This window comes from Hallerella sp., from assembly GCF_022776125.1.
Taxonomy (GTDB): Bacteria; Fibrobacterota; Fibrobacteria; order Fibrobacterales; family Fibrobacteraceae; genus Hallerella; species Hallerella succinigenes.
Genome location: NZ_JALFIA010000059.1, coordinates 25,312 through 31,399, shown reverse-complemented (window position 1 = coordinate 31,399; position 6,088 = coordinate 25,312). Strand labels below are relative to the sequence as shown.

Below are 6,088 nucleotides of genomic sequence, written 5' to 3'. Positions count from 1 at the left end.
ATGCTCAAGCGGGAAAAAGGCGTTTCCGTGACTATTTACACCTACGACAAGAGCAAGGTTCTCGAGTTAGACCTGGCAACTTACAACGAACAATATCCCGACAGCCCGATGCAAGTCTTGCCAAGTTACGGAATGCACGACAGGTTCCTGTTCATAGACGATACGGCTTACCACTTTGGCGCTTCGCTCAAGGACTTGGGCAAGAACACGTTTTTCTTTACGCAGGAAGATTTCACGTTGGACGAAATGTTGAAGGAATCGCAGAAGATTCAGGCAGAAAAAGGAGGTGGTCAAAAATTTTGACCACCTTGCCAAGCTAAAATACAGTCCTGTTAATCCGACAGCCTTTACTGAACGCGGTCTCTATATGCTTGCGACAATTTTGAAAGGGCGTGTCGCAACGCAAACAACTGTCTCGTGCCATTGCTCGCGTTCCTGAAGTTGTTGTTGAAAATAAAAAGAAGTCTTTGTTGAAAATAAAAAAGGCGAGCTAAAACAGCAAAAAAACAGTCGCTGGGATCGTTTTCAGCCAAAATATTTTACATATACTTTAAAGAAGAAAATTCTCCAAGCAGGTTTATATGAAATTCGGAATTCTAGGCTGTGGACATATTGCGGGCAAAATGACTTGTGCTGTAAAGGCTCTCCAAGAACAGGGCTATGGCGTCGAAGCCTATGCAATCGCTTCCCGAAGCTTGGAAAAAGCGCAAAATTTTGCCGTGGAAAATGGATTTGAAAAAGCTTATGGCAGCTATGAAGAACTTGCGCAAGACCCGGACGTGGATCTTATTTACATCGCTACTCCGCATTCCGAACATGCCGCCCATTCCTTGCTTTGCATCGAGCATTCCAAAAATCTGCTGGTGGAAAAAGCGTTCACGGTAAATGCGGACGAAGCTTCTTATGTAATCGCGCGTGCCAAAGAAAAGGGGACTTTCCTTTGTGAAGCCATGTGGACGCGCTTTTTGCCGGCAGTTCAAATGATCAGGGAAAAAATTTTGCAAGGGACAATCGGAAAAGTCGAAACCGTCGAGGCGGATTTTTCGATGCCACTTTCGCACCGTGAACGTCTTCGCGATCCCAAACTCGCGGGCGGCGCTCTTCTGGACCTGGGCGTTTACAGCTTGACCTTTGCCGATATCTTCCTCACCGATCCGCAAATCGGAGGCAAAGACAATCGGGTGGAAAAAACGGAAACAAAAAGCGTTGCGTTCCCGACAGGCGTCGATGCCACGGACTGGATCAACTTGACCTACAGCCACGGGCAAAAGGCTTATCTAAAAACATCCATGGTGGCGCCGACCCATAACGAAGGCACTATTTATGGAACCAAGGGCTTTATCCGTGTACAGAACCTGAACGATATGGTCGAAATTCAGATTTTCGATCATTCAGGAACTTTAACGGGATCCATCGTCCCTTCAAAGATTGCGAACTTTTACGAGTACGAAGTTCTTGCCTGCAAAAAGGCGATCGAAGAAGGGCGGAAGGAATGTGCGGAAATGCCGTGGGCTAAAACCCTCGAAATCATGAAAGTTCTCGACGGTCTACGAAATTCTTGGTATATTGAGAGTGTACGTTCTACGAGGTAAGCTTTATGCCGGCAAGTGTGGAACAGTTGATTTCGGAATGCTCGCCCCTTTTGGAAAAGGATTCGGTCGTTTTCCAGGAGCTGCTGACCTATTTTAATGGCGATTCGAAAATCGCTCCTGACTTGCATGACCTTCGGGAATTCTTGGTGCCGCATCGGCTTTATAAAGTGGTCAAAATCGTGGAGACTTCTTTTATGAAGTGCGCCTATGCGCTGGTGGATAACTATCCGGAATGTACTCGCGCTTTGGGAATGCTCCGCTATTACCGTTCGCCGAACGCAATGATCTGGCAAGACGTGGAAAAGGCGGAAAATATTATTTCTAATTCGTTGACGATGGATGTATACGGCTGGAAGCCGGATTCGTTTACCGCTTTTGAAAAAGTCGGCGGTGATCAGTTTGAACTAACCGCGATTCTCGCCTTTTAATTTTTAGAGGAATTCAAACAGGAGAATTCCCGGAACTTTTCCCGTTCCAACCCAGGATTCCAAGTATTCTTGCAATTCGTGGTCGAGGACTTTTCCAAACTTTTGGGAAGCGTCGCGGAGAACGGGCTTTTTGCCCTTTTCCAAAATCAGGAATCCTGTGTGGAAAATGTCGATGATCTGTAAACGGCTCACGAAACCGATTCCGCGGATCGTGCTTTCGCCTTGCCATTCCTGTTTGGAAAATTCAATCGCCTTGTCGAGGGGCAGATACTTCAAATAGATCTGCGGATCGGGTTTGCCGTAAGCAATCCCTTTTGCATTGAAGAATGCTTTCTTTGGAATTGTGCGAATGACAAGCGTGTCGTTGGGGAGCGGAATCTGTTTTGCAAAAGTGCCTTCGCCGATCCAGTCCAGTACAAAGTAATGCTTGCGGTTTTTGTAAGCGATGTCTCCATTTAAATAGCGGATTTTTTGGAGAGTTTTGAAAATCGCATTTTCATCAGGGCTTTTAGCGAGTGCCAGAACGTGTTCCAGGTAGGTGACGCAGTCAAGTGAATCCGTGTAAATCATCGGTTTGGAATCGATCGTGTCGACGTAGCCTTCGCCGGTGGGACCTAAGCGGTAAGGTCTGTCGAGGAACTTTTCCGAGAAGAAGCGCAAGCGGTTTTCAAGTCCGCTGACCGATTCCCCTTGGATGTAGAGTTTTTTCATTTCGAGCAGCGAAGCGTAGCCGTTGTTCGTTGCACGGTAAATACTGGACCAGATGGAATCGAGAATTCCTCGGCACGTGTTGTCGGGCGTTTTACCGGTGCGGTTCAAATAGCTTGCAATCACGAGGGTGTCGCCGTCGATTGTCGGCATGTAACCGACGAGACCGTGTGCTTCATTGATAAATCCTGTTTTAAAGCGAATGCGCCAGCCGTATTCCAATTCACGCATGCGCTTGTAACCGCTGCCGACCCACGGGCTTGCAAAACTTTTGATGTAATACTTGCCGCGTGGATGACGGGCCATCTTCGCAAGCAACTTCGTTTCTGAAGAGGGTTTTAGCCGGTTTTTGGGAGAAAGTCCGCAACCGTCGTAAAGGATAAAGTCTTCTGCAGAAAGTTCCATCTTTTGCAGAAATGTTCGAACGCCTTTTTTGCCGTTTTCCACGTTTCCCACGCCGTATTTGGCTGCCGCAAAATTGCGGAAAAGGGTTTCGGCGTGCAGGTTCTGACTCCTTTGGTTGATTTCATCGAGAAAGCTTAACAGGGGAGTCCCAGCATATTCGAATGTGTAAATATCGAGACCGCTTTGAGCAGCCGGATCATCGATGACGATCAAACCTCGCTCCTTCATCGCATGGATAAAGGCGGCTTCAAAGTAATGGTTCGGGTCGCGAACAGGAATGACAATGGACGCATCGGTTACGTTCACTCCGATTGTTCCCGAAATGTTTAAAACCGCTGAGTCTTTGTCGAGAGAATACTTCCACTTGCGACGGCTGCCTTTGCCGGTGATGAGCGCATTATTGACTTTGACATAGCCGATGTCCGGGTCGATTGAAATCTTCGCGGTATCGCCGATTTTTTCACCTGGATCCATATGCACTAGGGTGCAGTTGTCGTTGAATTCGAGCGGGGTGATTTCTGCGCCGTACCAAGAGTCGAAATAGTTGGATTTCCAATGGTCCGGCTTGCGGGGTCCCGAAAAGTAAGTCGTGTCTAGCTCAATGCGAATCTGCAAGGTGTCGATGTTCTTGGAACGGATCGAATCCGCGAACTGGTGCAGTACGTAGAACGGTTGCGAATAGAATCTCGCCGAAATGTTCGGGTCGCCTTCTCCGCGTAAACGGATTACGCCGGAGAACGTTTTCCCGGCAAAGCTTCCTTCCATGTGAACGGAAGTTTTCGCTTGAAAGTTGAGCGGTAAATAGTCGAGAGCCGCCGCCGTGGTGACGGTTTTCATGGTGCTTGCCGGCGTAAAGAAGGAATCCGCATTGACGGTGGCGATTTGCTTTCCCGTGTGCAGGGAACGGATGGACAGTCCAAAGAGAGATCCCGGAGCGAGGGAATCGACAATCGTCTGATAGTCGGCGGTCGAAATGTAGGGTTTGGGTTCAAACAGCACGGAGTCCGCGGCAGAGCCCTTCGATGCGTTACCGGTCGCTGCTTGGGCGACGACAGAAAAAATCCACAGTGCAGAACAGAGCTTTCTCATTTTGCACTCGGAATTTCAAAGTTTGCGCCGGTCAAGGTTTTCAAATCCTTCCAGTAGCCCGGATACGTTTTGTTCACGCAGAGCGGGTCCAAAATCCGAATGGACTTTCCTTTTTCAAGTCCAAAGGCGGCTAGGCTCATGCACATGGCCATGCGGTGATCGTTGTACGTTTCAAAGTCTGCGGTCTTGAACACATTTGGCGGCGTAATCGTAATGGAATCGTCTGTCGTCGAAACTTCGGCACCCGCCTTGCGAAGTTCATTTGCCATCGCTTGAATGCGGTCGGTTTCTTTGACCTTCCAACTGTGGATTCCGCGGATCGTGCTCGTTCCGTTTGCAAAAAGGCAAAGAGCCGCGACGGTCATCGCCGCGTCCGGAATTGAGGAAAGATCCTTGTCGATCGCTTTGAGGGGGAATTCTCCACGACGGCTTTCCACAAAACCTTTCCCGTAAGAAATCTTTGCGCCCATTTCGGCGAGGACATCTGCAAAGTGAATGTCTCCCTGCATACTCTTTTCGTCGAGACCGAGCAGGCGCACAGGTCCGTCCGAAATCGCCGCTGCTGCAAGAGCGTAACTCGCACTCGAAGCGTCGCCTTCCACGTCATAGTCGCCTGGAGAAATGTATCCAGTATTGGGAACGTGGAATTCCTTAAAATCCAGATTTTTGACTTCGACGCCAAACTGTTGCATCATGCGGAGAGTCATGGTCACGTAAGGCTTTGAAATAAGTTCTCCGTCGACGACGATTTTCAGCGGTTTTTGCATGCAGGGAGCAGAAAGCAGAATCGCCGTCAGATATTGGCTCGAAATATTTCCTTTGATGTGAAGAATTTCGCCCTGCAAACCGTTTGCGTGCAGAACGATCGGCGGGTAGCCTGCATTTTCTGTATAATCGATCTTTGCACCGACTTGGACTAGGGCGTCCACCAGGTCGCGGATCGGGCGTTCCTTCATGCGTTCTATGCCCGTAAGGGTGAAGTCTCCCTGTCCAAGGGCAACAGCCGCGGTCAAGAATCGAATCGAAGTTCCCGAGTTTCCCACGAAAAGTTCAGCATTTTTGACCGAAAAACGGCCATTTTGGCCCGGAATCACCGCTTCAGAATAGTCTGCGGAAAAATGCATGCCTTGGACACCGAGTTTTTCCAAAGATTCCGCCATATAACGGGTGTCATCGCTCCATAGCAAGTGGTGCAGACGGGTTTCTCCCTGGGCGAGGCTCGCGAGTAAAAGGGCGCGGTTGGTAATGCTTTTTGAACCAGGAAGGCGAATTTCCCCTTGAATATGGTCCAAAGCGCGAATTTCCAAAAAAGTTGGGCTCGAGGGATTCTTGTTCATAATTTCAAATTTAGATTAAATTAGAAGCATAGAGAGGTTTACTATGGATCAGAGCGGCGACGTTTCTCAGTTGGTCAAAAGTCTAATGGTCTCGGATATCTTTAAGGGTCTTTCGGCGGAGCTCATCGAAGAATTCAACGATATCATTTGCCGAGTTCATCTCTCCAAAGATGAAATCCTGATTGAAGAAGGCACGGAAAGTTTCAGCTTTTACGTTGTGGAAAGCGGCGATATTGAAGTTTATTTTTCAGTTCCCGGTCAAAGTCAGTTTTTGGAAGCTTGCCGCTTAAAGGTCGGCTCTGTCGTCGGAGAAATGGCGTTGTTGGAAAATGACGTCCATTCCGCTCGTGTCGTCGCCAAAACAGAGGCGAGTGTCATCAAAATCGACAGTAAGGCATTCCTGCTGTATTTGGAATCCAATCCAAATGTCGGATTTATTGTGATGCGGAACTTGGCGAAGTTGATCAGTAACCGTCTGCGTTATACCGATCAGTTCGTGCGTCACGTCGCTGCGTATTAGTTTGTATAC

At 48.5% G+C, this 6,088-nt stretch carries 5 protein-coding genes and 2 pseudogenes; 5 read left to right on the top strand and 2 right to left on the bottom strand.

All coding sequences use genetic code 11. The features are described from left to right. The 4 genes and pseudogenes from MR847_RS07710 to MR847_RS07700 form a co-directional block, all read left to right on the top strand. Positions 1-303 (top strand): annotated as a pseudogene (locus MR847_RS07710) (cell filamentation protein Fic); the annotation flags it as partial. Beyond that, positions 275-412 (top strand): annotated as a pseudogene (locus tag MR847_RS11035) (ORF6N domain-containing protein); the annotation flags it as partial. The pseudogenes MR847_RS07710 and MR847_RS11035, both read left to right, overlap by 29 nt. Before the next feature lie 169 nt (positions 413-581). Then, on the top strand, positions 582-1,592 hold the full coding sequence (locus MR847_RS07705) for a Gfo/Idh/MocA family protein (protein WP_287723437.1): 1,011 nt from the start codon (positions 582-584) through the stop codon (positions 1,590-1,592). 5 nt (positions 1,593-1,597) lie between these two features. Continuing rightward, entirely contained in the window at positions 1,598-2,020 is a 423-nt protein-coding gene (locus MR847_RS07700; protein WP_287723435.1) for a hypothetical protein, read from the top strand. Between the two features lie 3 nt (positions 2,021-2,023). Here MR847_RS07700 and dacB read toward each other — a convergent pair whose 3' ends face one another. Continuing rightward, positions 2,024-4,222 carry a D-alanyl-D-alanine carboxypeptidase/D-alanyl-D-alanine endopeptidase gene (gene dacB, locus MR847_RS07695; RefSeq protein ID WP_287723434.1) on the bottom strand — a complete coding sequence of 733 codons (2,199 nt, stop codon included), beginning with the start codon at positions 4,220-4,222 and terminating at the stop codon, positions 2,024-2,026. After that, complete coding sequence (gene aroA, locus MR847_RS07690) at positions 4,219-5,559, bottom strand: 3-phosphoshikimate 1-carboxyvinyltransferase (RefSeq protein ID WP_287723432.1); 1,341 nt, start codon at positions 5,557-5,559, stop codon at positions 4,219-4,221. The genes dacB and aroA overlap by 4 nt, the downstream gene beginning before the upstream one ends. A 43-nt stretch (positions 5,560-5,602) precedes the next feature. Here aroA and MR847_RS07685 point away from each other — a divergent pair, with 43 nt between their 5' ends. Next, positions 5,603-6,079 carry a cyclic nucleotide-binding domain-containing protein gene (locus MR847_RS07685; RefSeq protein WP_100425829.1) on the top strand — a complete coding sequence of 159 codons (477 nt, stop codon included), beginning with the start codon at positions 5,603-5,605 and terminating at the stop codon, positions 6,077-6,079. Positions 6,080-6,088: the final 9 nt, after the last annotated feature.